General features: G+C 52.0%; 23 protein-coding genes. 8 read left to right on the top strand and 15 right to left on the bottom strand.

Going from position 1 to position 22936, the window contains the following annotated elements; all coding sequences use genetic code 11:
- Positions 1–26 precede the first annotated feature (26 nt).
- Together ACJJH9_RS16525 and ACJJH9_RS16520 are read left to right on the top strand one after the other, a co-directional pair.
- Complete coding sequence (locus ACJJH9_RS16525) at positions 27–1325, top strand: parallel beta-helix domain-containing protein (RefSeq protein ID WP_444923403.1); 1299 nt, start codon at positions 27–29, stop codon at positions 1323–1325.
- Positions 1322–2476, top strand: a complete 1155-nt coding sequence (locus tag ACJJH9_RS16520) for an SO2930 family diheme c-type cytochrome (RefSeq protein WP_444883775.1) — start codon at positions 1322–1324, stop codon at positions 2474–2476. Before ACJJH9_RS16525 ends, ACJJH9_RS16520 begins: the two co-directional genes overlap by 4 nt.
- Positions 2477–2568: 92 nt before the next feature.
- Here ACJJH9_RS16520 and ACJJH9_RS16515 read toward each other — a convergent pair whose 3' ends face one another.
- The 7 genes from ACJJH9_RS16515 to rsxA form a co-directional block, all read right to left on the bottom strand.
- Entirely contained in the window at positions 2569–3279 is a 711-nt protein-coding gene (locus ACJJH9_RS16515) for a TetR/AcrR family transcriptional regulator (RefSeq protein ID WP_444883776.1), read from the bottom strand.
- 354 nt (positions 3280–3633) lie between these two features.
- Positions 3634–4347, bottom strand: coding sequence for an electron transport complex subunit E (locus ACJJH9_RS16510; protein WP_252084585.1), 714 nt, complete (start codon positions 4345–4347; stop codon positions 3634–3636).
- Positions 4347–5051: an electron transport complex subunit RsxG gene (rsxG, locus tag ACJJH9_RS16505; protein WP_444883777.1), complete on the bottom strand. Its 705-nt coding sequence runs from the start codon at positions 5049–5051 to the stop codon at positions 4347–4349. Before rsxG ends, ACJJH9_RS16510 begins: the two co-directional genes overlap by 1 nt.
- Positions 5051–6103 carry an RnfABCDGE type electron transport complex subunit D gene (locus ACJJH9_RS16500; protein WP_444883778.1) on the bottom strand — a complete coding sequence of 351 codons (1053 nt, stop codon included), beginning with the start codon at positions 6101–6103 and terminating at the stop codon, positions 5051–5053. Before ACJJH9_RS16500 ends, rsxG begins: the two co-directional genes overlap by 1 nt.
- Complete coding sequence (gene rsxC / locus ACJJH9_RS16495; protein WP_444925231.1) at positions 6103–8130, bottom strand: electron transport complex subunit RsxC; 2028 nt, start codon at positions 8128–8130, stop codon at positions 6103–6105. The genes ACJJH9_RS16500 and rsxC overlap by 1 nt, the downstream gene beginning before the upstream one ends.
- Before the next feature lie 116 nt (positions 8131–8246).
- Positions 8247–8861 carry an electron transport complex subunit RsxB gene (gene rsxB / locus ACJJH9_RS16490; RefSeq protein WP_252084588.1) on the bottom strand — a complete coding sequence of 205 codons (615 nt, stop codon included), beginning with the start codon at positions 8859–8861 and terminating at the stop codon, positions 8247–8249.
- A gap of 9 nt (positions 8862–8870) precedes the next feature.
- Positions 8871–9446: an electron transport complex subunit RsxA gene (rsxA, locus tag ACJJH9_RS16485; RefSeq protein ID WP_444883780.1), complete on the bottom strand. Its 576-nt coding sequence runs from the start codon at positions 9444–9446 to the stop codon at positions 8871–8873.
- A gap of 354 nt (positions 9447–9800) precedes the next feature.
- On the opposite strand from rsxA, the gene yghU reads away from it, so the two are divergent.
- Positions 9801–10676 carry a glutathione-dependent disulfide-bond oxidoreductase gene (yghU, locus tag ACJJH9_RS16480; protein WP_444885955.1) on the top strand — a complete coding sequence of 292 codons (876 nt, stop codon included), beginning with the start codon at positions 9801–9803 and terminating at the stop codon, positions 10674–10676.
- A gap of 83 nt (positions 10677–10759) precedes the next feature.
- Here yghU and ACJJH9_RS16475 read toward each other — a convergent pair whose 3' ends face one another.
- The 4 genes from ACJJH9_RS16475 to ACJJH9_RS16460 form a co-directional block, all read right to left on the bottom strand.
- Positions 10760–11002 (bottom strand): hypothetical protein, encoded by a 243-nt coding sequence (locus tag ACJJH9_RS16475; protein ID WP_444883781.1) that lies wholly within the window; start codon positions 11000–11002, stop codon positions 10760–10762.
- Positions 10980–11474 carry a hypothetical protein gene (locus ACJJH9_RS16470; protein ID WP_444883782.1) on the bottom strand — a complete coding sequence of 165 codons (495 nt, stop codon included), beginning with the start codon at positions 11472–11474 and terminating at the stop codon, positions 10980–10982. Before ACJJH9_RS16470 ends, ACJJH9_RS16475 begins: the two co-directional genes overlap by 23 nt.
- 41 nt (positions 11475–11515) lie before the next feature.
- Positions 11516–11764, bottom strand: coding sequence for a hypothetical protein (locus ACJJH9_RS16465; protein ID WP_252084591.1), 249 nt, complete (start codon positions 11762–11764; stop codon positions 11516–11518).
- Positions 11765–11933: 169 nt separating this feature from the next.
- Complete coding sequence (locus ACJJH9_RS16460) at positions 11934–12875, bottom strand: D-2-hydroxyacid dehydrogenase (RefSeq protein WP_444923402.1); 942 nt, start codon at positions 12873–12875, stop codon at positions 11934–11936.
- A gap of 147 nt (positions 12876–13022) precedes the next feature.
- On the opposite strand from ACJJH9_RS16460, the gene ACJJH9_RS16455 reads away from it, so the two are divergent.
- Positions 13023–13925 (top strand): EamA family transporter, encoded by a 903-nt coding sequence (locus ACJJH9_RS16455; protein ID WP_444883784.1) that lies wholly within the window; start codon positions 13023–13025, stop codon positions 13923–13925.
- Positions 13926–13953: 28 nt separating this feature from the next.
- On the opposite strand, the gene metG is transcribed toward ACJJH9_RS16455, so the two are convergent.
- Positions 13954–15981 (bottom strand): methionine--tRNA ligase, encoded by a 2028-nt coding sequence (gene metG, locus ACJJH9_RS16450; RefSeq protein ID WP_444883785.1) that lies wholly within the window; start codon positions 15979–15981, stop codon positions 13954–13956.
- Positions 15982–16195: 214 nt separating this feature from the next.
- On the opposite strand from metG, the gene apbC reads away from it, so the two are divergent.
- Complete coding sequence (gene apbC, locus ACJJH9_RS16445) at positions 16196–17347, top strand: iron-sulfur cluster carrier protein ApbC (RefSeq protein ID WP_252085959.1); 1152 nt, start codon at positions 16196–16198, stop codon at positions 17345–17347.
- Between the two features lie 737 nt (positions 17348–18084).
- Positions 18085–18477 carry a hypothetical protein gene (locus ACJJH9_RS16440; protein ID WP_444883786.1) on the top strand — a complete coding sequence of 131 codons (393 nt, stop codon included), beginning with the start codon at positions 18085–18087 and terminating at the stop codon, positions 18475–18477.
- A 3-nt stretch (positions 18478–18480) separates the two neighbouring features.
- Here ACJJH9_RS16440 and trhO read toward each other — a convergent pair whose 3' ends face one another.
- Positions 18481–19482, bottom strand: a complete 1002-nt coding sequence (gene trhO / locus ACJJH9_RS16435; RefSeq protein ID WP_444883787.1) for an oxygen-dependent tRNA uridine(34) hydroxylase TrhO — start codon at positions 19480–19482, stop codon at positions 18481–18483.
- 199 nt (positions 19483–19681) lie between these two features.
- On the opposite strand from trhO, the gene ACJJH9_RS16430 reads away from it, so the two are divergent.
- Together ACJJH9_RS16430 and ACJJH9_RS16425 are read left to right on the top strand one after the other, a co-directional pair.
- Positions 19682–19942 (top strand): hypothetical protein, encoded by a 261-nt coding sequence (locus ACJJH9_RS16430; protein WP_252084598.1) that lies wholly within the window; start codon positions 19682–19684, stop codon positions 19940–19942.
- Between the two features lie 219 nt (positions 19943–20161).
- The gene (locus ACJJH9_RS16425) at positions 20162–20695 is read left to right on the top strand and encodes a hypothetical protein (protein ID WP_444923401.1); all 534 of its coding nucleotides are present in this window, start codon (positions 20162–20164) and stop codon (positions 20693–20695) included.
- Positions 20696–20933: 238 nt separating this feature from the next.
- On the opposite strand, the gene ACJJH9_RS16420 is transcribed toward ACJJH9_RS16425, so the two are convergent.
- Together ACJJH9_RS16420 and ACJJH9_RS16415 are read right to left on the bottom strand one after the other, a co-directional pair.
- Positions 20934–21335: a 3D domain-containing protein gene (locus ACJJH9_RS16420; protein ID WP_444883789.1), complete on the bottom strand. Its 402-nt coding sequence runs from the start codon at positions 21333–21335 to the stop codon at positions 20934–20936.
- 830 nt (positions 21336–22165) lie between these two features.
- Positions 22166–22567 (bottom strand): 3D domain-containing protein, encoded by a 402-nt coding sequence (locus ACJJH9_RS16415; protein WP_444883789.1) that lies wholly within the window; start codon positions 22565–22567, stop codon positions 22166–22168.
- Between the last annotated feature and the right edge of the window lie 369 nt (positions 22568–22936).

Here is a 22936-nt window from a genome sequence, read left to right as displayed (position 1 = left end):
ACAATAATTCAAACAAAGGGTGAAGCATGAAGACCTTGTCCTACATCGGGGTGGCTCTCACGTTATTACTAGTCTCCGCCTGCGGAGAGAAGAAAGCCCCTCAATCAAATCCTGCAACTAATGACGTTGATTTTCAGAAAAAACTGTTGAGGCAACTTATTGCTGCTAAGCCAGGTGATGTCATTATTGTTCCTGAAGGGGAATTTCAGATTGATCGTAGTCTTTCTCTAAATGTTGATGATGTCACTATTCGTGGTATGGGAATGGATAAATCTATCCTCTCCTTTAAGAGTCAAATTCAAGGGGCTGAGGGACTGTTGGTCAATGCCAACGATTTCACGATAGAAAACTTGGCAATAGAGGATACGGTGGGTGATGCCTTAAAAATTAATGAAGGGCAAAACATTATTATTCGTAATATTCGTGTTGAGTGGACTAATGGTCCATCTACAGAAAATGGTGCCTATGGAATTTATCCGGTGCAGACACGAAACACCTTGGTGGAAGGTTCAGTAGCTATTGGCGCCTCAGATGCTGGCATTTATGTCGGTCAGTCTCGCAATGTGATTGTGCGGAACAATCGCGCTGAGTTTAATGTGGCGGGTATCGAAATAGAAAATACTATCGGTGCTGATGTGTATGGTAATGTGGCAACCAATAATACGGGGGGTATTCTGGTTTTTAATATGCCAAATTTGCCTCAGCCTGGGCATAGTACGCGTATTTATGATAACGATATATTTAAAAACAATGTAAAAAACTTTGGGCATGAAGGAACCCCTGTGGCTGCAGTTCCTGCAGGATCGGGTATCGTGATTAATTCCAATGATCAGGTTGAGATATTTGATAACAAGATTGCGGATAATGATACTGCCAATATTATTGTGAGTAGCTACTTTACTGCGGGTTATTACAGCGATAAGTCGACTCAGGCAGACTTCGATCCATATCCGGAAGGTATTTATATCTATAACAATCACTTTGCAGGAGGTGGTTCATCACCAGACCACTTAGAACTTAAGGCGCTAAAGTTAGCGCGTTTTGGACTGGGTGGAAGCTTGCCCGATGTACTTTGGGATGGTGTTGTGGATAGCAAGAAAATGTTTGAGGGCGCCCTGCCAGACCACCTTCGGCTATGCATCGATAACACGGATGTGGGCATATTGAATATTGATTTCCAAAATAACTATCAAAATATTTCCACCGATATTTCTGCTCATCAGTGCCGTCTGAAAAAGCTACCAGAGGTCGTTTTGAAATTTGACCGGCCGGATGAAGAAAAAAGCGCGGGAGATCATTTGGCTGTCTTGGAGGGGGGGGAATGAATAAGTGGAATTACTTGGTGGGCTCTTTCCTTCTCCTTATTACTACATTAATGGTCACCCTCAGTGGCTGCGAGAAAGCCCAAGCCCCAGTTCAACTATTTGCCGAAGATGCTATTCCTGAGAGGCTTAGTGACTGGAATCTGGTCAATATTATTGATAACGGTTTGATCCCCAACGCAGGTGTGCTGCCGTACGATTTAAATACTGGGCTTTTTACCGATTACGCCCATAAACTGCGAACCGTGTGGATGCCCGCCGGCACCTCGGCAGAGTATGGTGAGGAGCAGTTTGAGTATCCGGTGGGCACGGTACTTACCAAGACTTTTTACTATCCAAGAGGAGAGGGTAATACAGTTCTGCGCACCGATAATTTTACTCGGGACTACCTTGAGGGGCGCAGTGGAGAAGCTTTGGATATGCGGGCTGTGCGTTTGATTGAGACCCGTCTGTTAGTAAAACGTCAGAGGGGCTGGCAGGCGATCCCCTATATTTGGAATGCGGCTCAAACTGAAGCCGTTTATGAAATCGCTGGTGATACCACACATTTTAAACTGGTGAACGACTCTGGGGATGTCTCAGAATTTACTTATGTGGTGCCCGATGCCAATCAATGCGCCGGTTGCCATGCTGACAACTTTACTGGAAAGAAGATTTCCCCACTCGGCCCGAGAGCAAGACACTTAAATCGAGATTTTACCTATCTTAGTGGAACAGAGAATCAGTTATCCCACTGGCAGAAAGTGGGATATCTCAAAGGGCTTCCCGCGCTGATATCACTACCAAGCCAGGCTAGTTATGCAGATACTTCAAAATCGCTAGAAGATAGAGCTCGCGCCTACCTCGATATCAACTGCGGTCACTGTCATAACCCGGCCGGTGCCGCTGACACATCGGGGCTGATGCTTCATCACAGTGAAACAGACTGGCGCAAGATGGGCTTGTGTAAACCACCAGTAGCGGCGGGTACTGGCAGTGGAGGGCGGGTATTTGCCATAGTACCGGGAGAGCCGGATCACTCAATTTTGAATTTCCGTGTAGAGTCCAGCGATCCGGGCGCGATGATGCCGGAGTTAGGGCGAAGTTTGGTACATGAAGAGGGGGTGAGCTTACTACGCCAGTGGGTGGCGGCTATGTCGGGGAGTTGCTCATAGTGCAGTGAGTGATGTCAGGCTGGCCACTTAAGGAAGAAGGCGGCACAGTGTTTGGGCACCGTGCCGCTAACCTGTGAGATAGTCTTTATATTTCAGCCGTATGCTGCGGTCTCGGCAACTTGGGTAGCTGTTGTAGGAATTAAGCCGCGAACCATCATGGTGACTGTGCGCTCAAGCAATGGGGAATCCAGTGCAATGGAGCCACTCAAAATTTCATATTCCAACTTGAGAATAGTGCCATGAGCGATTTGCGCAGCGGCTTCTGGATCAACAACGCCCAGCAAGTGGAAGAATTCCTGAATTAGGGACTCTCTCGCATGGCTTGACATGCGTACCGCCCTGGTCAGTTGCTCGTTGCGCAGCGCCTCATTGCGGAAGGCCAACTCAACCAAACGGCGGTCACGATCTTCAGCCTGGTTGCGCACATGTGTGAGGATGAAGCGGGTGAGCTGCTGCACCAACAGTTTGTGACTACTACTCGATGCGCGCTCTTGTGAAGAGAGGTTGCGAGCCGCATTGAAACTTTCTTCTTGAAGTTGGCGTGTGCTTTCTAATCCCTGCTCAACGAAGTAAGTGAATGAATCACTGATCAGATCGTTGAGGTCTTTAAAATAGTAGGTAGTGGCGGCCAGTGGTACATTCGCTTCGCGAGCTACGGCGCGGTGGCGGATACCGCGAATCCCCTCTTTTACGATTAGTCGCAGGGTGGCCTCTAGGATGGCCTTGCGGCGCAGGCGGCTGTCGGCTCGCTGTGCGCGGCGGCCGTGATAGACCAGATCAGACTTTCCATTGTCTACAGTCATAGCAGTATCCCTGTTCTTTTTGTGTTGGCTCCGATCGCTCTAGCAAGCTGTTCGGTCGTGCCATTCTAGCCAAACGAATTCAAAAAGAGAGAATAAAGCTATTACATTCGATTACACGAAGATTGCACAAGTCAGAGGCTTCACTTGTGGTTTTTCTACGTGAATCTCCTCAATATGGTGCACTTTTGTGTAGGGGGCTTTTATTGAATCAGAAAATAAAGATTTAGACGTCAATCCTAGGTCTTTTTCTCACCGGAATATGACAATTACTCGGCAAGTAGGTCAGCGACAATCGAATAGCTTTCGCTACACTAAACGATTGTCGTAGGGAATAAGGGCTTGTTTGGGGCAATCTTAAGAGATTTTTCCAGTAACGCGCACCCGTTTGGAGCCAGGTACAATTCTGATTTGCTGACTGCGGCGCCGTTCAATACCTGCATCAATAGCATTTTTCGCTGCAATCAGTAGACCGGCTACCAGAAATGCACCGGGCGGTAACACCGCCACCAGCACACCGGGATAATTACTTCCCAGCAAGTTTAGGCTCCAGTCTTTGGCCATAGGCCCCAATAGCAAATCCATATCCGAAAACAAAGTGCCCTGGCCGAGTATTTCCCGCACGGCGCCGATAGCAATCAGCACTGCGGTAAAGCCAACCCCCATCATAAAACCATCGACCAGTGACGGCAGCACTGGATTTTTACTGGCGAAGGCATCGGCGCGGCCGAGGATGGCGCAGTTGGTAACAATCAATGGAATAAAAATTCCCAGCACCAGGTAGAGCTCATAAGTGAAAGCCTTCATCAAGAGTTCGACACAGGTGACGAAGGTGGCGATGATCATTACCGAGGCGGGTAAACGCACGGTGTCGGGCATCTGTTTCCGTACTAGGGAAACTGCCAAGTTGGAACAGGTGAGTACACCAGTGGTGGCGAGCCCCAGACCAATAGCGTTGACCACTGAGCCGGTAACTGCCAATAAGGGGCAGAGCCCCAAAAGCTGAACTAGGGCGGGGTTATTTTTCCAGAGTCCGTTGTGGGTAATTTCTGCGTAACCGGGGGTCGCCATTAATTCTGCTCCGTATTGGGCTGAGCCTCATCAGTATTTTCCGCTTCAGGATTTTCCACCTCAACGGCTCGCTTGGACACAGGTGCACTGAATATTTGCTGATGGTTGTTGGCGACAAACTCCAGCACCTGATGTACTTCAGCAACCACTGCGCGGGGGGTGATCGTTGCACCGGTAAATTGGTCGAAGACCCCGCCATCTTTTTGAACTCTCCACTCACTAGAGGGAGGGTTTTTCAGTGAGAGGCCATCGAACTGAAGAATCCAATCACTTTTTTTAAGTTCGACCTTATCACCAAGGCCCGGCGTTTCACTGTGGCTGGTGACCCGTACACCAGCTATGGTGCCATCGCGGTTGACGCCTACCAGCATTTTGATTGGGCCCGAGTAACCGTCTGGTGCCACCGCCGGTACAATGACCGCTGAAATCTTACCGTCTTTGCCACGCGCTAAGTTGATATCGCCACCCTGAGAGAGCCCTAGTTGATTCCAGTAGGTCTTGGGAATTGGATAGGTGTCCACAAGTAGGTCATTGCTGTGGCGATCCAGAGGAATAATTTCCAGCAGGGCTTTGGCAGAGGCTGCGCGTATCGCCCGTTCAATGGGCTCTCGGGTGGTGATCTGGGTCACTGCCAGAGTGCCTGCAGTGACCAGGGCAAACAGGGTCAGCACAACGGCATTGGTGGCCATAGACTGCTTGAGCATCAGTGCTCCTCCAAGTCAGTAGCGCGACGCGCCCGCTTGTGGCCATAAGTGCGTGGCAGGGTGTAATTATCAATGGTGGGTGCGGCAAAGTTCATCAGCAGTACCGCAAAGGCCACGGCATCCGGGTAGCTGCCCCAGGCGCGGATAATATAAGTGAAGAGTCCAACACCGGCACCGAAGATCAGGCGCCCCTTATTACTGGTACAGCCACTGACCGGATCTGTGATGATGAAAAAGGCCCCGAACATGGTAGCGCCGGAGAACAGGTGCAGCAGTGGTGAGCCTTCGGAAAGAGAGCTGCCGCTGTCGTAGAAAAACAGAGAGATCAGGGTCAGGGTTGCGAGCATGGCTACTGGCGCGTGCCAAGTGATAATGCCGCGAAACAATAGAAAAAGTCCGCCCAACAGGAACCCGAAACTGATGGTTTCCCAGCCGGCCCCGGCAAAAGTCCCCTGGCTGAAAACCGGTTCCATCTCGTAGAGTTGTGACAGCAACACTGACTCGTTGAGGCGCACGATTTCCAGGGGGGTGGCACGGGTGAAACCATCCACGTTGTAACTGCCAAAGACCAGGGAGATGGCCTCGCCAATATCCGGTGCACCACCGATCACATCCGCTGCGCCAACCCAGCGGGTCATATCCACCGGGAAACTGATCAGCAATACCACATAACCCACCATGGCCGGATTGAAAGGGTTGTACCCCATGCCGCCATATAGCTGTTTAGCCAATACGATGGCCACGGCGCTGCCGACTACCGGCAACCACCAGGCACAGTATGGAGGCAGAGCAATGCCCAGTAAGAGTGCCGTGACCATGGCACTGTAGTCACGCAGGTAGAAAGCCACGGGCCTGTCCCGCAGTTTCATGATTGCGGCTTCGCACAGCAGAGCGGTAATTACAGAGAAGGCAATATTGATCAACACGCCGATGCCGAAATAAATCACCATGGCCAGAACACCAGGTGCGGTGGCGGCCGCTACCTGCAACATCACTTTGGCCGTGTTATCGCCGGAGCGGGCGTGGGGGGAGGTGGCTCGCATCAAGGACATTACTGGCGACCATCCTGTGCGGCTTTTTGCTCTCGCATCTTGTCTTCCAACTTTTTCTGCAGCTTTTCCAAGGCAGTCTCAAAGGCCGCCAGGTTGGCATCATTTTCATTTTTGGCTTTTTGCAACCTTGCCTCGGCTTTGCCAAGACGCTTCTGCAGGGCCTCGATATCTGCGGCGAGTCGCTCGGCGTCGCTCATTTGAGAGCGAGCTTCTGCCGAGGCACGCGCCTTAGTGATAGCGCGCACGGCGGCACTGGTCTCTTCCTGACTGGGCTCTCTGGCGGGATCGCGATCGGCGCGACGCCTGGCCAGGGTGAGCTTGTGTTCGGCTTCCTGCAGTTTTAACTCGGCAGCCTTGAGTTGGGCTGCCAGCTGGTCGCGTTGACCTTCTTCTGCGGCCTCCACCTTATTGCGCAGGCGTTCGACGCGGCTTTCAGCGCTGGAGAAGGTGCGCTGGGCACGGGCGAGCAGCTGCTGGGGATCCTCCTGGCGGGATTTAACCCGGGCCAGGGCAGCGGCGACGATATCTGCTTGTTGCTTGCTCTCTTTGGCTTCCTCGGACTCGGGGCTCTGCTCGCGCTGTTGGCGCGCCAGTTCGGCTGCCTTGCGGCGTGCCTCACGTTTGGCTTCTTTTTCTTTCTCGGCCTTTTCCAGACGGAGCTTGCGGAATTCAAAACGATCGCGGGCGCGGTCGGACTTTTCTTTCTCCTCCTCCGCCAAGCGTATTGCCCCTTTGGCAGCGCGGTAATACTGCACCAGCGGAATGGTACTGGGGCAGACATAGGAGCAGGCGCCGCATTCGATGCAGTCGAACAGGTTATAAGCTTGCAGCTTTTCGCGCTCATCGGCGCGTGCATACCAATACAGCTGCTGTGGCAGCAGTGAAGCTGGGCAGGCCTCGGCGCAGTAACCGCAGCGAATACAAGCCTTGGCTACCGGTGCTGGTGGCAACTCCTGGTTGGTGGGCACCAATAGGCAGTTGGTGGTTTTGACTACAGGGGCGCGCTCATCGTCGATGGTGTAACCCATCATGGGACCGCCGATAATCACCTTTTGCATCTGATTGCGGTGGATACCGTGGTGTTTGAGAATATGGTGAATGGGAGTACCGATGGGCACTTCGATATTGCGCTGGCGCTCCAGGGCTTGCCCAACAACCGTGGTTACCCGGTTGATTAGAGGTTCACCAAAGCGAACGGCGCGATAAATGGCCCTGGCGGTACCCACGTTCTGGCAGACGATGCCGACATTGGCCGGCAGGCCCTGATTGGGTACTTCGCGGCCGGTGAGAATCTGGATAAGTTGCTTTTCCCCACCAGAGGGGTACTTGGTGGGGAACACCACGATATCAAAGCGGGTATCTCTGGCGGCTTCGCGCATGGCGGCAATGGCCTGCGGCTTATTGTCCTCAATCCCGATCAATACGCGCTCGGGCTCATCAAGGATATAAGAGATGATGCCAATCCCGGCGATAATCTCTTCAGCGCGCTCGCGCATCAGCATATCGTCGGCGGTAATGTAAGGCTCGCACTCTGTCCCGTTAATGATCAGTGTGTCGATTTCCGCCCCGCCGTGGGGATCGAGCTTTACCGCGGTGGGGAAGCCCGCACCGCCCATACCGGCGATGCCGCAGTCGCGAATTTTTTCCAGAAGCTCAACAGGTGAAAGCTGGGTGTAATCCTCACAGGGTTGCAGTTCACACCAGTGCTCCTCGCCGTCAGTACGGATCACAATACTGTCCTCGGCGAGCCCCGAAGGGTGGGGGACGGCGCAGGGCTCTATGGCCACGACTTTACCGGAACTGGGGGCGTGCACAGGGCTGCTGATCAGGCCATCCGCCTCGGCAATTTTTTGGCCTTTTAGTACGTCATCGCCGAGTTTGACCAGGGGCAATGCAGTGGCACCACTGTGTTGCAGCAGAGGCACAATCAAATCCTCGGACAGGGGAATGCTGCCAATGGGTTCGCCGGTACTCTGTTGCTTGTTTTCCGGTGGATGTACGCCGCCGTGGAAATCATTGGGGCGCAGTTCCCGCGCCTTTTCGCTGGCGATTAGCTGTGCCTCGCGGGCGGCGCGACGCTCCTCTACCGCTTCGCGCCGCTGGTTTTTTTCCTGTAGCGCTGTGCGGATTTCATTTTCGGGGTTCAAACTGCACCTCCCCGTTGATCTGTTTGCTGCGGGCGACGGTCGGTGGCAATCAGCTGGATACCGTCTTCGGGCTTTTGTGGATGCCAATCTTGTAGCGGCATATCTACGGGCACCATATCAATACAATCCACGGGGCAGGGCTCTACGCAGAGATCGCATCCAGTGCATTCGTCGGCAATTACGGTGTGCATATATTTGGCTGCGCCGGCGATGGCATCCACAGGGCAGGCCTGAATGCACTTGGTGCAGCCAATACATTCGGCTTCGCGAATAAAGGCCACTCTTTTTACATCTTCGACCCCGTGCTCTGCATCCAGGGGCATGGGTTCCATATCCAGCAGGTTGGCCAGCTCGTTGATGGTGGCTTGACCGCCTGGGGGGCATTTGTTGATGGCGTCGCCATGCACAATTGCTTCGGCATAGGGACGGCAACCGGGATAGCCACACTGCCCGCACTGAGTTTGCGGCAGCAGGGCATCGACCTGTTCTACCAGAGGGTCCCCCTCCACCTTAAAGCGAATGGCGGCAAATCCCAGCAGGGCGCCAAACACCAGAGCCATACCGCCGAGTACCAGCAGGGGGGAGGAAATTTCAGAAATCCAGTCCAGCATCACGTAACCCTATACCAGACCGCTAAAGCCCATAAATGCCAGGGACATCAGCCCTGCGGTGACCATGCCAATAGCGGCGCCGCGAAATGGCAGCGGTACATCCGCGGCAAACAATCGCTCGCGCATGGAGGAAAAAAGAATCAATACCAAGGAGAAACCTACCGCGGCGCCAAAGCCATACAGGGTGGACTGTATAAATGTGTGGGCCTTCATGGTGTTTTGCAGCGCTACGCCCAGTACGGCACAGTTAGTGGTAATTAGCGGCAGAAAAACGCCCAAAACCTTGTACATCAGTGGGCTGGTTTTTTCGATAAACATACGGGCGAATTGCACCACTACCGCGATCACCAGAATAAAGGAAATAGTGCGCAGGTATTCGATGCCAAAGGGCTCAAGCAAATAGGTATTCACCAGGTAAGAGCAGATTGAGGCCAGTGTGAGTACAAAAGTGGTGGCGCCAGCCATACCCACGGCGGTCTCCAGTTTGTTGGAGACACCCATAAAGGGACATAGCCCAAGAAACTGCACCAACACATAGTTGTTGACCAGGATGGTGCTGAGCAGGATGACTGCAAATTCGGTCATATCAGGTCCGGTTGAAGCCCAGGAACAAAATGATGCAAGCGCCTTGGCGGAGTCGAGGTGCCCCGGTGAGAGGCAGAGGGCCTGGGGCTCCGTCGAATGTCGCGCAGGGCCGGTATTATGGGTGAGTCGCGGGGGGCCTTCAACTCAGAGGGGGATCTTCTGGCAGCAGAGGACCCCCGTAAGGTGCCAAGCTAGGTTCTGGCTTTGAGAATAGTTGGTACCTCTGGGCTAGGGCGCGATGCTTGCGAGAGGCGATTTAAGGTTTCCATGGATTTATTGGCGCGACCCTTTACTCTCGGGGAGTATGCCCTTATCTCTATTGGATTAACCCGTAACACCAGTTGGAGCTCTGTAATGCCGGATCAACCCTATACTCCGCCCAAGGTTTGGAAGTGGGATGCGGAAAGTGGTGGGCAGTTTGCCAAAATTAACCGCCCCATAGCGGGAGCCACCCATGATAAAGAATTACCTCGGGGCAAGCACCCGATGCAACTGTACTCCCTGGGAACCCCCAATGGTGCCAAGGCTACGATTATGCTGGAGGAGCTTCTGGCACTGGGGGTTGAAGGGGCGGAATACGATGCCCACTTGATTCGCATCACTGAGGGCGAGCAATTCGGCAGTGGTTTTGTGGATATCAATCCGAATTCAAAGATCCCAGCCCTGGTGGACCACAGTACGACACCACCAATTCGGGTTTTTGAAAGCGGATCAATTCTTCTGTATCTGGGAGAGAAATTTGGCGCCTTTCTGCCGCATACACCGGAGCAGCGTACCGAGACTCTCAATTGGCTGTTTTGGCAGATGGGGGCGGCGCCCTATCTCGGTGGAGGCTTTGGGCATTTTTATGCCTATGCGCCCGAGAAACTGGAGTACCCCATCAATCGTTTCGCCATGGAGGTAAAGCGTCAGATGGATGTGTTGGACCGGCAACTGGCTAAGCACCAGTTTATCGCTGGGCGTGAATACACCATTGCAGATATCGCCATCTGGCCCTGGTACGGAGCCCTGATCCGTAATGAGGCCTATGATGCCAGCGAATTCCTGCAGACCGAGAGTTACAAACACCTTGTGCGCTGGTCTGATGAAATTGCACAGCGACCGGCGGTACAGCGTGGGCGTATGGTGAACCGCACCTGGGGGGATCCCAGTAAGCAGCTCCATGAACGCCATGACGCCAGTGATTTTGAGGAAAAAACCCAGGACAAAATGGCGCAAAAAGACAGCTGAGCAGTATTGAATGGCAGTTTTTTCTATTGCACGCCCAGGGTGAGATGGTTGTCTCTCTGCTTATTTAGCTTTAGCGAAATAGCTTATAGGGCGCGCATAGAGAGTGCGAATTGAATGATTTGTGAGGTGTGTGGCAGCTGCCAGAGTTTTTCGGTAATAAAGCCGGCGGCAAAAGCGAAGCCGAGAATGGCCACTATAGGAATTTTGCCCAGCTGCTGGTTGACTTGCCTTTGCTGTTGATCAAACAAACGCAACGCACTGCGGCGCTGTTTTTCAGCGTCCACACGGCATTGTGTAATTTCTCTATTTAATTGTCTCAGCGACATCTTGTAGGGCCTCTTTTACCTGCCGTTTGGTTTCTTCAAATCCCAGCAGAGGGCGCAGCTTTTGCTGATAAAGCAACACACCGAGGAAAAGGGCAATTTGTATCAGTACAAATACAAGGAAACCGATATAGATCGATTGGCTAAAATAGTAGGCAATCAAACCAATGCCACCGCAAAGGCTGACGAGTAGTGCGGTTCCCAGGGGTACCAGCATCAACTGCAGAATAATCAGTCTTTTCCCGGCTGTTAGGGTTCTCTCCAGCTCTAGCTGAAATAAGCGCTGAATATTACCCATCCATGCAGTTATAAGAGTGAGAGTGGCTTCAACACGAGCCATAGTCTCCTCTAAACTGCCGCCAGTGTCGCTACTATAACCGTTACCGCTGCCTTCAGCGGAACCGTCCCGCCCGCGCTGTTGCGCGGTCGGGTCGGAATTCTGGTCAGTTCCCTGGCGTTTTTCTCCATTGCCCATCGGCGGTTTCCTTACCGGTTAAAACGGCAAACGCTTTGGCTTTATTTAAAAAGCTTGGCGATTGCCCAGCCGACCACAAAAGCACAGCCGACTGCGAGGATCGGTCTTTCCCGCAGGGAAGACTCCGCTTTTTCCATAACCTCTGAAGCGCGTTGCCTCTGTTGCTGGACAGAAGATCTCGCTCTCTGTCTCAGGTTTTCAGCAGCATCAGAAGCGGCCTCTCCTGCGAGATTATAGGCCTGTTGCAGCTTATCCCTGCTGGAGTTATGTGGAGATCTTGCAGTTGCCATCGGGTTGCTCCTTTTCAGGGGATGATTGCCGCAGAATTCTATAGTCGCAGCAATCAATTCACAGAAGCATTGGCTCTTTATTTAGGGTAATAAAAAATAACTCCGAACTGTTTTGGTGAATTTAGTTATATCGCTATTGATCGGTGTCTCTACAGGGGGCTGATGGCATTTATGGTGTGAGTGTCCGTTTCCAGGCCTCAATATTGTTTACCACACCATCGAGTAAGCGCTGGCGGCTCTCACGGCTGATCCAAGCGTTGTGAGGCGTGACAATCAGGTTGGGAATATCAGTGGCCAGTAGGGGGTGACTCGCCGGTGGGGGCTCTTCACTCAAAACATCCAGTGCGGCGCCGCCGAGCTTTCCACTGCGCAGTGCGTCGGCCACGGCCTCCTCATCCACCAAGCCGCCCCGTGCGGTATTGATCAACAGTGCGCCGGGTTTCATGTTGGCGATAAAATCGCGATCGATCAATTTCTCCGTCTGCTTCGTGAGGGGGCAGTGCAGACTGATTACATCAGATTCCTTTGTAAGCTGCGCCAATGGTGCCCGGTCAGCGCGTTTTTCTCCACTGAAGGATTCCGCCACCAAAATCTGCATATCCAGGGCTTCCCCCAGTTTGGCGACCCTTTGCCCTAATTCACCATAACCGATTATTCCCAGGGTTTTACCAGCTAGTTCTACGACAGGATGATCGAGTAAACAGAAAATTTCCGACTGACTCCAGCGGCCGGTCATGACGTCCTGATGGTAGTGATGCCAGCGGGAAGCGAGGGCGAGAATTAGTGCCAGGGTGTGCTGTGGTACCGAAGCGCCGGCGTATCCCTGCACGTTGCGCACGGGAATGCCCAAGTCCTGTGCGGCTTGCAGGTCAATATTATTCGTGCCTGTAGCGCACACACAGATCAGCTTGAGAGAGCGGGCCTGCTCCAGAAGCGTGCGGTCCAAAACCACTTTATTAGTAATAACTACGTCCGCATCGGCGATACGTTCGGCGGTTTGCTTGGCTGAGGTGGTCTCATAGAAATCCCAATGATCTAGACTGTTTTTTAGGGACTGTATATTCAACTCCCCAAGTTTCATGGTCATTGCGTCCAGAAATACTCCGCGCATGGAATCTCCTCAATTTCCTGTGTGAGATAGCGGCATGCTACGTCAGCAGAGGTCGAATGCAATGGCTTTTATAGGACGGCTGCAGATCTTGTAGGGTTGGCTACGGTTTGTTTACGGGCCTTTCTGTCACAAATGAAGAGGGCCTTTATGGGAATATCGATAACTGCAGCATCATTGGTTTTAATCTCGGCATTTCTTCACGCGGGCTGGAATTTACTGGGAAAATCCCGCACCCCCTCCCCAGCTTTTTTCTGTATCGCCACCCTTAGTGTGGGTTTACTACTTCTCCCCCTTGGTCTCTGGGTCCTGTCACAGGCTCATTCACTGCCGCGTGCTTTCTGGTTGTTGTTACTGGCCAGCGGTTTTTTTCAGATGATTTATATGGGGGGGCTGGCATTGGCCTATCAGCGCGCCGATATCAGCCTGGTTTACCCCATCGCACGGGCTCTGCCGGTACTCCTTGTGGCACTGGCAACGGTGTTGTTAGGACAGATTCTGCCCTGGCAAGCCTGGCTGGGCATGTTGTTGGTGACGATCGGCTGTTTGCTGGTGCCGCTGGTGTATTTTCGTCAATGGCACTGGAGCGTGTACTGGAGAGCGGACTGCGCCTGGGCTCTGGTAGCGGCACTGGGTACGGTGGGATATTCATTGGCGGATAAGGGCGCACTGCTTTATTTGGAAGAGGCGCTTGGCGACGCGGTAACACCTGCGGTGGTGGCGTATAGCTACTTGGGCTTGCAGTTTTTTGTCAGTGGAGTCTGGTTACTGTGTGGCTGTATGAGTCGAGTGGGGCGTGGACAATTATTAGAAAATCTGCGGGATTTGAAGGTTGGTATCTTGACCGGCCTGATGATGGGAGCGACTTATGGACTGGTGCTGCTGGCGATGACGATGACGGAAAATGTGAGCTACGTGGTCGCTTTACGCCAGCTCAGTATTCCATTGGGAGTGGGATTTGCTATTTGGCTGTTGGGAGAACCGGCACACAGACCCCAGCTGTTAGGCGTAGGGCTGGTGTGCGCCGGTTTAATTGCGGTATCGCTGCGCTAAGGTGGACAGTGTCCACCTCCAAAATAAATTACATTACGCGCATACCGGGCTTGGCGCCTGTGTGGGGTTCGAGAATCCACAGGTCTTTACCGCCTGGACCGGCGGCCAGCACCATGCCTTCACTCACACCAAAACGCATTTTGCGCGGAGCCAGGTTTGCTACCATAACGGTGTGCTTGCCCACCAGGTCTTCCGGCGCATAGGCACTCTTGATACCGGCGAATACCTGGCGGGTCTCTCCGCCCAGGTCCAATGTCAAACGCAGCAGTTTGCCGGCGCCCTCGACGTGTTCCGCCTCGGCGATCAGGGCGATACGCAAGTCCACTTTGGCAAAATCGTCGAACTGGATCTGCTCGGCGATAGGGTCTTCTGCCAGCGGGCCACTGGCCGCTTTGACTTCAGCCTGTAGCTGGGCCAGTGATTCCTGTGCGGCTTCCATCACCGCATCTACCTGGGTTTTTTCCACCCGTTGTAGCAGCGGTTTAAATTTTTTGATCTCGTGGTCCGCTAGCGGTGTGGTGGCCTGGGTCCAATCCAGCTCACTGTTGAGGAATTCCGCTGCCTTTTGCGCGGTATTGGGTAGTACCGGTGCCAGCCAGGTGATCAGGGCGCGGAACATATTTACGCCTTGAGAGCAAATCGCCAGTACTTCGGCTTCAGTGCCTTCCTGTTTGGCAAGGGACCAGGGTGCCTTGTCGGCGATCCAGGCATTGGCGGCATCGGCCAGGGCCATTATGTCGCGCATGGCGCGTGCGTATTCGCGCTGCTCGTAGTAATCGGCAATACGCGGTGCGGCCTCGACAAATTGATTCCACAGCTGTTCATCGGCCAGTTCGGTGGCGAGCTTGCCGCCGGCCTTACTGACAAACTTGGCGGTGCGCGAAGCGATATTGACCACTTTGCCCACCAGATCGGAATTTACCTTGGCAATAAAATCGTCGAGGTTGAGGTCCAGGTCATCCACGCCCGCAGTGAGTTTGGCGGCGAAGTAATAGCGCAGATATTCCGGGCTCAGATGGTCCAGGTAGTTGCGGGCATTAATAAAGGTGCCACGGGACTTGGACATTTTCTTGCCGTTAACGGTGAGGAAGCCGTGTACGCACACTTTATTGGGGGTGCGGAAATCGGCGGAGTCCAGCATGGCCGGCCAGAACAGGGCGTGGAAATTGACGATATCCTTGCCGATAAAGTGATATACCTCGGCATCGCTGTCTTTTTTCCAGTAATCGAGCCAGTCGCTGCCATTCTTATCACAGTAATTTTTCAGGCTGGCCATATAGCCGATGGGGGCGTCCAGCCATACGTAAAAGTATTTGCCCGGCGCATCGGGGATTTCAAAACCGAAGTAAGGCGCATCGCGAGAGATGTCCCACTCCTGCAATCCCTCTTCGAGCCACTCAGCCAGCTTATTGGCTACTTCATCCTGCAGGGTTCCGGAGCGGGTCCAGTTGCGCAGGAACTCGGTAAAGGCGGGGAGAGTGAAGAAGAAGTGTTCTGACTCTTTTTCCACCGGCGTGGCGCCAGAGATGGCGGACACTGGATCAATCAACTCCGTGGGGCTGTAAGTGGCACCACAGGCCTCACAGTTGTCACCGTACTGATCGGGAGTGCTACAACGGGGGCAGGTGCCCTTGATATAGCGATCCGCCAAGAAGAGTTGTTTCTCCGGATCGAAGGCCTGAGTGATGGTGCGCGAAGCGATGTGGCCATTTTCACTGAGGCGGCGATAGATCATAGCGGACAGCTCGCGGTTCTCCTCCGAGTGGGTGGAGTGGTAGTTGTCCACGCCGATTAGGAAGTCGGCGAAATCCCGCTCGTGCTCCGCCTGCATATTGGCGATATGTTGCTCCGGTGTCAGACCCAGCTGCTCAGCTTTGAGCATGATTGCGGTGCCGTGCGCATCATCGGCGCAAATGTACAGGCAGTCGTTACCGCGGGAGCGTTGAAAACGCGCCCAGATATCGGTCTGTATATATTCGAGTATGTGGCCCAGGTGCAGGGAGCCGTTGGCGTAAGGGAGTGCGCTGGTGACTAGGATTTTGCGCGTATCGGGCATCGGTTTTTCCATCGCTGTGGGGTTGCGGCCGGAGGCTCCGCTGGAGTGGCCGGAGATCGTCAAAAGACGGCGAAATATAGCAGATTTGTACTATGCCGGGGAGGTGTGGGCCATGCTCGTGTATAAAGCGGTCGGGATTGAGCCCGTCGCTGGCGCTGGGCCGCTTCATCCGACACAATGCGGTTCTGACAAGAAGCACCTAGAGGGAGATACCGTGAGCGATCACCACCACGATCATGAAGAGTTATCAAAGGAAGTGCAGGCCGAACTGGAGCGTCTGGCAGAGTGCCTTGGTCAGTTGCAGGACCCGGCCAGTGGCCTGCCGCTGGATCAACTGGATGCAGATATTGAGGTGGGCTACGAAGATGATACCGTGTACGTCGGTATTACCCTCGGCTACCCCTGCGCAAGCCAGGAAGTACATTGGCGCAAGCGGGTTACCGAGGCCTGTGAGCCCCTGATGAAGAGTGGTCCCCTAGGCGGCCACGGCTTGCAATTTGAATTATTCAGCGATATCCCTGCCACCTCATCGGCCAACGCTCCAGAGCCATTGCGTGGCGTAAAGAATATTGTCGCAGTTGCTTCTGGTAAGGGTGGCGTCGGCAAGTCCACCACAGCCGTGAACCTGGCCTTGGCGCTGGCGGCAGAGGGTGCGCGGGTCGGGTTACTTGATGCGGATATCTATGGTCCCAGCCTGCCCACCATGCTTGGTACCGAAGGGGTCCGCCCGCATGTGAAGGAACAGAAGTTCTTCGTGCCAGTGGATGCATTAGGTATCGAGACAATGTCTTTGGGGTACTTGATGACTGAGGATACCCCGGCAGTTTGGCGCGGCCCTATGGCCAGTGGTGCACTCAATCAAATTCTCACACAAACACTTTGGTGTGATGCCAAAGAAGAGCTGGATTATTTAATTGTGGATATGCCCCCGGGTACCGGAGATATCCAGCTGACTCTGGCGCAAAAAACTACTTTGGCTGGTGCGGTGATTGTGACTACACCACAGGATTTGGCGTTGAAGGATGCTATCAAAGGCGTGGAGATGTTCCGCAAGGTGTCGGTACCAGTGCTTGGTATTGTTGAGAATATGGCCCTTCATACCTGTTCCAAGTGTGGCCATAGTGAGCCGATCTTCGGCATAGGTGGTGGTGAGCGTATCGCTGAGGAATACGATACCCACCTGCTTGGCGAATTGCCTCTGGCACAGAAAATTCGCGCCGATATCGATAGTGGTCGTCCCAGTGTAACCGCAGATCCCGAGGGTGAAATTGCCGGTTTCTACCGGGAAATTGCCCGCAAAGCTGCAGCCCAGGTTTGGTTGAATGCCAGCAGCGACGAGGAACTGCCGGAAATCGAAATTAGTTGAACCCAACCGCGATATTGATCACAAAGCATTAACTTTTTATTTTTTGTGGTTTTTTAAAGGGGCAAAACTCCCTATATTGAACTCCTTCGGGCGCCTCTGTGAAATTTCGTTTTTGCAGGAGCGCTCAATCTTGATAAGCCAGAATTTAACGCAGGCTTTTCATGTCTCTGTAAAGATTCGTAATAATGACTTGTGTTGATGGCTCGCAGTTGAGCCATTGAAAAATGGGTCTTTAAATAATTTATTTATTGCGATTTTGTATTTACGGCGCCTTCGCTCGCGCTAGTGTGCCTGTTAGCCTTTATTGGTACGCTGCCGAGTTAATCGTCAGGGTTTTAGTATTTTTTTAACAGACCCAATTTATTCTGTAGATACTTATGGCAGTTTTGCCTATGGCTGCTCGAATTCAGCCTCTGCGGTAAAAAGAGTAAGTATTCCTGCTGAATATCCTCTGGCAATCGTCAAGGTATTTATGTGATTTTACTTTTTATTGGAGGGACAACTCGGATAATCAGAAAAGCCGCGATAATCCACGGAATATACCGGGAGATGTTTAGTCGGTTCGTGGATAACACTCGGTTGCGTGGTACAGACATACTGCGCCGAGGGCAATAATATCAGGAGTGCAAACCTGTGGTGGCCACCGTGTTATTGGTCTCAGGTAGGGCATACATCAGGCATTGCAGTAGCTGTAGTCGATAAAAATAACAAAGACAAAAGCGCGAGTGCTTTCATCCATGAATTTTAATATTAGCTATCGACCGATAGGGGGTATAGCGCGGGTTTTATTTTATGGGCCCGTGGGATTTGCAGAAAAAATGGAGGCGGCTGCCCGATTGGTAGAAAAGTACCGCCACCGTGTACCTTTGCGGGTATTACTGGATATGCGCTATGCGCGCACGAGGGTTACCCTGGAGGAGCAGCGGCAGTTCACCAGCTTTATAGCCGAGCATCCGGTGTTGCGCTGCGCTTATATTGCCGTTTTACATCCGCGCAACCGCTGTACTTCCCCCCTGTCGACCGACGGCACCTGCCTGTGCCGGCATAGTTCGCGGGAATTTGTTGCCGAAGCTGAGGCTGAGGCCTGGCTCACCCAGATCAAGGGCACTCCCAGGCCGGGACTTCGCTGATTACTACGCCTGCTGGGTTTTGGCCTGCTGAGCTTCCGCCTGGCGGCGCCGCTCTTCTTTTTTCTGCAGGCGTTTAGCGGTAGTCATTTCACGGGCATCTTGGCCCATGTGTTTTTCCCCGCGTTTTTTCGCCAGTTGAATCTGCTTCTCGCGCTCGCGGAAGCGGTGGCGATCGGCGTCACTCACTTTGTCATAACAATGCGGACAGCTAACTCCCTGCTCAAACTGTTCTGACTGCTGGTCCTCCTTGGTGATAGGCATACGGCAGGCATTGCACTGATCGTACTGGCCTTGCTCCAGATCGTGGTTGACGGTGACGCGTTCATCGAAAACAAAGCACTCACCCTCCCACAGAGATTCCTCTTTGGGTACTTCTTCCAAGTACTTGAGGATGCCACCGTGCAGATGGTAAACCTCTTCAAAGCCCTGTTCTTTCAAATAGGCGGTGGACTTTTCACAGCGGATACCGCCAGTGCAGAACATGGCGACTTTTTTGTGCTTGGCTGGATCCAGGTTCTCTTTGACGTACTGAGGGAACTCTCGGAAGGTTTCGGTATTGGGGTTGAGAGAATCTTTGAAAGTACCTACCTGGAATTCATAGTCGTTGCGGGTATCCACAACAACGACTTCCGGGTCGCTGATTAGGGCGTTCCAGTCTTTTGGTTTGACGTAGGTGCCAACCACTCGGCGGGGGTCAATGCCCTCTACGCCCATAGTGACAATCTCTCTCTTCAATTTGACCTTGCTGCGCAGAAACGGCATCTCGCCAGTGTAGGACTCCTTGTAATCCAGCTCGGCAAGGCGCTCGTCTGATTTCAAGTAGGCGAGGATGGTGTCGATGCCCTCGCGGGAACCAGCAACAGTGCCGTTAATGCCCTCTCGGGCCAAGAGTAGGGTGCCGCGCACTTGGTTTTCCAGCATAACGTCAAGCAGGGGAGTGCGCAGAGACTCAAAGTCCTCCAGAGTGACGAACTTGTAGAGTGCACAGACAACGAATTGATTCATGGTACTTCCTTAAATGCAGTCCGGAGCGTAAATCCGGGGCAGAAAAAATCGCCGCGCATTTTATCGCAAAAAAAACAGCTTGTCGTACATTTAGCAAGCGCTCCAGCTGTTGTCCCAGCACAACAATATTTGTTGACCGGGGAGCCGCAACTTGTCAAAGTTCTGGCCGAATTTTCAGGGTCATAGCGAGGTGAACCCCATGGGCGAAGAATTTGCACCGAAAGAGTCAGAATTGAGCCAGATCTACCGCGAGGGCGAGGTATCTGTGCAAATCGATATATTCGAGGATGGTGAGGGCGGTTGGCTGCTCGAAATTGTCGATGAGAATAACAATTCCACCGTGTGGGAGGATGCCTTTGAGACAGAGCAGGATGCCCTTGAGGAAGCATTGGACGCTTTGCGGGAAGAGGGCATCTCTACTTTTGTCGGCCCTGTTCAAGAAGCGGATGGCGGCTGGTAGATAGTTTTGCTGTGACCTCAAAGTGCACCTGCTGCTGGTGGATGTCTTCCCGGTAGTCCTGGGAGGCGGCTCTTTGCGCCCAATATGCCGATAACTGCTATGGTTATGGTGAAGGGAATCGCGACTGTGTGACAGCACACCCCAATCACAGCGCCGTCGCGAGGCAACTGTGGAGCTTTTGTCTCCGGCGGTGCTACCAAACCAGCGGTTGCCTTCCCCATGATAATGCGCGGTATTTTTATCATGGTCTGCTTGCAGATCCCGCCCCTTCCCCTCCATGCCGACCCCTTGGTGCCACTTGCCCAACAGCAGCTTTATGCAGACCTCAAGGAGGTTCGCCTAGTTGCGAAGCTGCATGGTTACGCAATAGTGGCGGGGCGCCACTGCATTGATTGCGATGAGAATCTAGCGATTTATATACGCCGTATTGCCAGGCCGGGTGATGTAGTTGGTAATAATCAGTCAGATGGTGATCGTTATACCTATCCGGGGCGGTATCTCGACTATATGACGAAAAAGCTGGTAGAAAAAACCCGCATGTTTTACGGCTATTGCTATGAGGGGCTGCCTTCACTGTTATGGTTGACCGAGTACCGGTCGGGGGATGTTTGGATCAAGTCTGAATACCTGCTTTTACTCACGGGTGAAAATCTGGAGCACCGTTACGTAGAGGGGCATCAGCCGAGTGTTTTCCATTTGGAGAGTGCGAACTGTAAGGAATTACCGGGGATTTTGATGGAAATGGAGCCCTAGAAATTGTGGCCTTTTTCAGTCATTTGAGGAGAGAGTGAGCCGGCATTGTTTCAGGGGCTTCTTTGCATAAGGGCCTCGAGAGAACAATTATAGTGCTCTCTAATCAAGTCCTTATTAATAATGGACCGGTAAGTAATTAGCGGTCATCCACTTTTTACTCTGATTCCTACTTTACGACAGAAATAAAAAAACCCCGCTGGAGGGCGGGGCCAAAAGGGTCGTTGAAATCAGTTCTGCTTTACTTTACCGGTTCAAAAACAATTTTCAGTTTCTTCTTACCCCAGGCGCGAGCCTTGCGGATATCTTTTTCCATCCAAACATCAATACGGTTTGTGAAGCGTTTGTTCATGCGGTCACGCACAGTGTAAGTACCGGGCAGACCTTCAATCTGTACTTTAGCGCCGTTGGTCAGGCCGTGCTTTTCCAAGTCACGGGAAACGGCAATGATTTTATCGCCTGGACGCAGGCGGTTGTTCCAGGCAGCTACCCAAGGGTCGCTATCTGTCTGGCCGGGCACCGAGTTATACGCGGTAGCGTCGACAATCATGGTTTTCTTAAGAGCGGCTGATGCATTGACACTCACACCAATAGCAAGCAGGGCGGCGATGAAAAAAGCAGTGTTACGCAGAGTCTGTTTCATGATGTCCCATTACCTCCAGGAATCAAATGGTCGCAAGCCAAAAGGTGCTTACGAAATTTCCAAGTGCTTTTGGAAATGGTTGATTAATATTTAATCAACGCCGGTTATATTACTGGGGATTTGGGTTGAGGCAACTTTTTCTTATTTGGCGACAAAAGGCCTTAAAGAATGGCTGGTTATTGTGAGTGCTTAAAACCAATAACCCTTTTTAGTCTTACTTTTAAGATTTTTGTTTGTGATTAGACGCTACTACTGGTTACAGAATTCCTATTTTTTTCTGATTAAGAAATTTCATTTTTTAGGTGGGATTTGCAGTGACAGCGATGTCATTCTACGGTTTACAAACTATTTTCTTGGATCGGCTTTCTAATTCGTACGAGAAAAGTAAAAAATTTCCCTGAAACTATTTGTGACCATTCCGCCAAAACTGTCTGCTTTGCAGGGAAAACCTGATTTTAGGTGGAAAAACTGCTTCGTCACTGATTTTTTTGGCAAAGAAATGGGGTAAATAAGAGCTAAAGGGTGGCTACCCAACTCTGTTGTAGAGGCTCGACTATCTGTGGTGAGACTATAGGAAGTAGACTCTGCTGCAGAGATGCAGAGATGCAGAGATGCAGAGATGCAGGGATACAGAGCAGGGATGCAGAGATCTCTTCTTTCAACGTTCCAAGCGCATAAGTTTGAATAAGCCTCTAACTAATCATTACTAATAATCGATGGCATAAAGTTAGAGAGCAGTAATTCTCTCTATTGATTGTTTACCTAACGGCAGAAATAAAAAAACCCCGCTGGAGGGCGGGGCCAAAAGGGTCGTTGAAATCAGTTCTGCTTTACTTTACCGGTTCAAAAACAATTTTCAGTTTCTTCTTACCCCAGGCGCGAGCCTTGCGGATATCTTTTTCCATCCAAACATCAATACGGTTTGTGAAGCGTTTGTTCATGCGGTCACGCACAGTGTAAGTACCGGGCAGACCTTCAATCTGTACTTTAGCGCCGTTGGTCAGGCCGTGTTTTTCCAAATCACGGGAAACGGCAATGATTTTATCGCCTGGACGCAGGCGGTTGTTCCAGGCAGCTACCCAAGGGTCGCTATCTGTCTGGCCGGGCACCGAGTTATACGCGGTAGCGTCGACAATCATGGTTTTCTTAAGAGCGGCTGATGCATTGACACTCACACCAATAGCAAGCAGGGCGGCGATGAAAAAAGCAGTGTTACGCAGAGTCTGTTTCATGATGTCCCATTACCTCCAGGAATCAAATGGTCGCAAGCCAAAAGGTGCTTACGAAATTTCCAAGTGCTTTTGGAAATGGTTGATCAATATTTAATCAACGCTGGTTATATTACTGGGGATTTGGGTTGAGGCAACTTTTTCTTATTTGGCGACAAAAGACCTTAAAGAATGGCTGGTTATTGTGAGTGCTTGAAATCAATAACCCTTTTTATTTTTATATTTAAGGGTTTTGTTCGCGCTTATACGCTATTGATGGTTACAGAATTCCTATTTTTTTATGATTAAGAAATTTCATTTTTTAGGTGGGGTTTACAGTGACAGCGATGTCATCCTACGGTTAACAAGCTATTTTTCCGGATCGGCTTTCTA

The sequence above is a fragment of the Microbulbifer mixtoriginis (SeqCode) genome, from assembly GCF_052466715.1.
Note: the sequence above shows the minus strand (reverse complement) of the source record. Positions and strands in the feature narration are given on the sequence as shown.

Excerpts from the sequence above, each read along its gene's own strand:
- ACJJH9_RS16525 (WP_444923403.1), top strand. The coding sequence starts at position 27 with ATGAAGACCTTGTCCTACATCGGGGTGGCTCTCACGTTATTACTAGTC.
- ACJJH9_RS16520 (WP_444883775.1), top strand. The coding sequence starts at position 1,322 with ATGAATAAGTGGAATTACTTGGTGGGCTCTTTCCTTCTCCTTATTACT.
- ACJJH9_RS16515 (WP_444883776.1), bottom strand. The coding sequence starts at position 3,279 with ATGACTGTAGACAATGGAAAGTCTGATCTGGTCTATCACGGCCGCCGC.
- ACJJH9_RS16510 (WP_252084585.1), bottom strand. The coding sequence starts at position 4,347 with ATGGCGACCCCCGGTTACGCAGAAATTACCCACAACGGACTCTGGAAA.
- rsxG (WP_444883777.1), bottom strand. The coding sequence starts at position 5,051 with ATGCTCAAGCAGTCTATGGCCACCAATGCCGTTGTGCTGACCCTGTTT.
- ACJJH9_RS16500 (WP_444883778.1), bottom strand. The coding sequence starts at position 6,103 with ATGTCCTTGATGCGAGCCACCTCCCCCCACGCCCGCTCCGGCGATAAC.
- rsxB (WP_252084588.1), bottom strand. The coding sequence starts at position 8,861 with ATGCTGGACTGGATTTCTGAAATTTCCTCCCCCCTGCTGGTACTCGGC.
- rsxA (WP_444883780.1), bottom strand. The coding sequence starts at position 9,446 with ATGACCGAATTTGCAGTCATCCTGCTCAGCACCATCCTGGTCAACAAC.
- yghU (WP_444885955.1), top strand. The coding sequence starts at position 9,801 with ATGCCGGATCAACCCTATACTCCGCCCAAGGTTTGGAAGTGGGATGCG.
- ACJJH9_RS16475 (WP_444883781.1), bottom strand. The coding sequence starts at position 11,002 with ATGTCGCTGAGACAATTAAATAGAGAAATTACACAATGCCGTGTGGAC.
- ACJJH9_RS16470 (WP_444883782.1), bottom strand. The coding sequence starts at position 11,474 with ATGGGCAATGGAGAAAAACGCCAGGGAACTGACCAGAATTCCGACCCG.
- ACJJH9_RS16465 (WP_252084591.1), bottom strand. The coding sequence starts at position 11,764 with ATGGCAACTGCAAGATCTCCACATAACTCCAGCAGGGATAAGCTGCAA.
- ACJJH9_RS16460 (WP_444923402.1), bottom strand. The coding sequence starts at position 12,875 with ATGCGCGGAGTATTTCTGGACGCAATGACCATGAAACTTGGGGAGTTG.
- ACJJH9_RS16455 (WP_444883784.1), top strand. The coding sequence starts at position 13,023 with ATGGGAATATCGATAACTGCAGCATCATTGGTTTTAATCTCGGCATTT.
- metG (WP_444883785.1), bottom strand. The coding sequence starts at position 15,981 with ATGCCCGATACGCGCAAAATCCTAGTCACCAGCGCACTCCCTTACGCC.
- ACJJH9_RS16440 (WP_444883786.1), top strand. The coding sequence starts at position 18,085 with ATGAATTTTAATATTAGCTATCGACCGATAGGGGGTATAGCGCGGGTT.
- trhO (WP_444883787.1), bottom strand. The coding sequence starts at position 19,482 with ATGAATCAATTCGTTGTCTGTGCACTCTACAAGTTCGTCACTCTGGAG.
- ACJJH9_RS16430 (WP_252084598.1), top strand. The coding sequence starts at position 19,682 with ATGGGCGAAGAATTTGCACCGAAAGAGTCAGAATTGAGCCAGATCTAC.
- ACJJH9_RS16425 (WP_444923401.1), top strand. The coding sequence starts at position 20,162 with ATGATAATGCGCGGTATTTTTATCATGGTCTGCTTGCAGATCCCGCCC.
- ACJJH9_RS16420 (WP_444883789.1), bottom strand. The coding sequence starts at position 21,335 with ATGAAACAGACTCTGCGTAACACTGCTTTTTTCATCGCCGCCCTGCTT.
- ACJJH9_RS16415 (WP_444883789.1), bottom strand. The coding sequence starts at position 22,567 with ATGAAACAGACTCTGCGTAACACTGCTTTTTTCATCGCCGCCCTGCTT.